We start from the raw sequence: 507 nt of genomic DNA, 5'->3' as shown, positions 1-507 counted from the left end.
GACTTAGACAAAGGTGAAGAACAAGACGCCCGCACCTGTAACGAAGCTATTGAATACTTCGTCGGTGATAAACCGGAACAATATATGTGGGTGCTACAGCTATTGCATTCACAAGAAGACGGCAACAATTATTACAATCTCTTTAAGCCGAGATACAACACTGACTGGCAAGTTGAAAAATGAAAAAAATTCTAATTATTGGCCCAGCATGGGTTGGTGATATGGTGATGTCCCAATCTCTTTACATCACACTAAAGCAACTGCACCCGGAAAGCCAAATTGATGTTATTGCACCCGGCTGGTGTAAGCCTATTCTTGAGCGTATGCCAGAAATTCACCAAGCAATCGAGATGCCGATAGGCCATGGTGAGTTTAATTTATTAGGCCGTAGAGAGATTGGTAAATCATTACGTGAAAAGCAATACGACCACGCTTATATTCTACCAAAATCAGCGAAATCAGCGCTGATTCCTTGGTTTGCGAACATACCTCTGCGTACAGGATGGA

1 protein-coding gene and 1 pseudogene are annotated in these 507 nt (G+C 42.6%); both read left to right on the top strand.

Translation table 11 applies throughout. The annotated features are described in order from the left end of the window. Positions 1-183 (top strand): annotated as a pseudogene (locus R7093_RS28425) (lauroyl-Kdo(2)-lipid IV(A) myristoyltransferase); the annotation flags it as partial. Then, a partial coding sequence (gene waaF, locus R7093_RS28420) for a lipopolysaccharide heptosyltransferase II (RefSeq protein WP_225478623.1) occupies positions 180-507 on the top strand: 328 nt, incomplete at its 3' end. The pseudogene R7093_RS28425 and the gene waaF, both read left to right, overlap by 4 nt.

Source organism: Vibrio sp. 1580 (genome assembly GCF_033340055.1).
The sequence above is the reverse complement of the archived record's forward strand: the minus strand, read 5'-3'. Positions and strand labels throughout refer to the sequence as shown.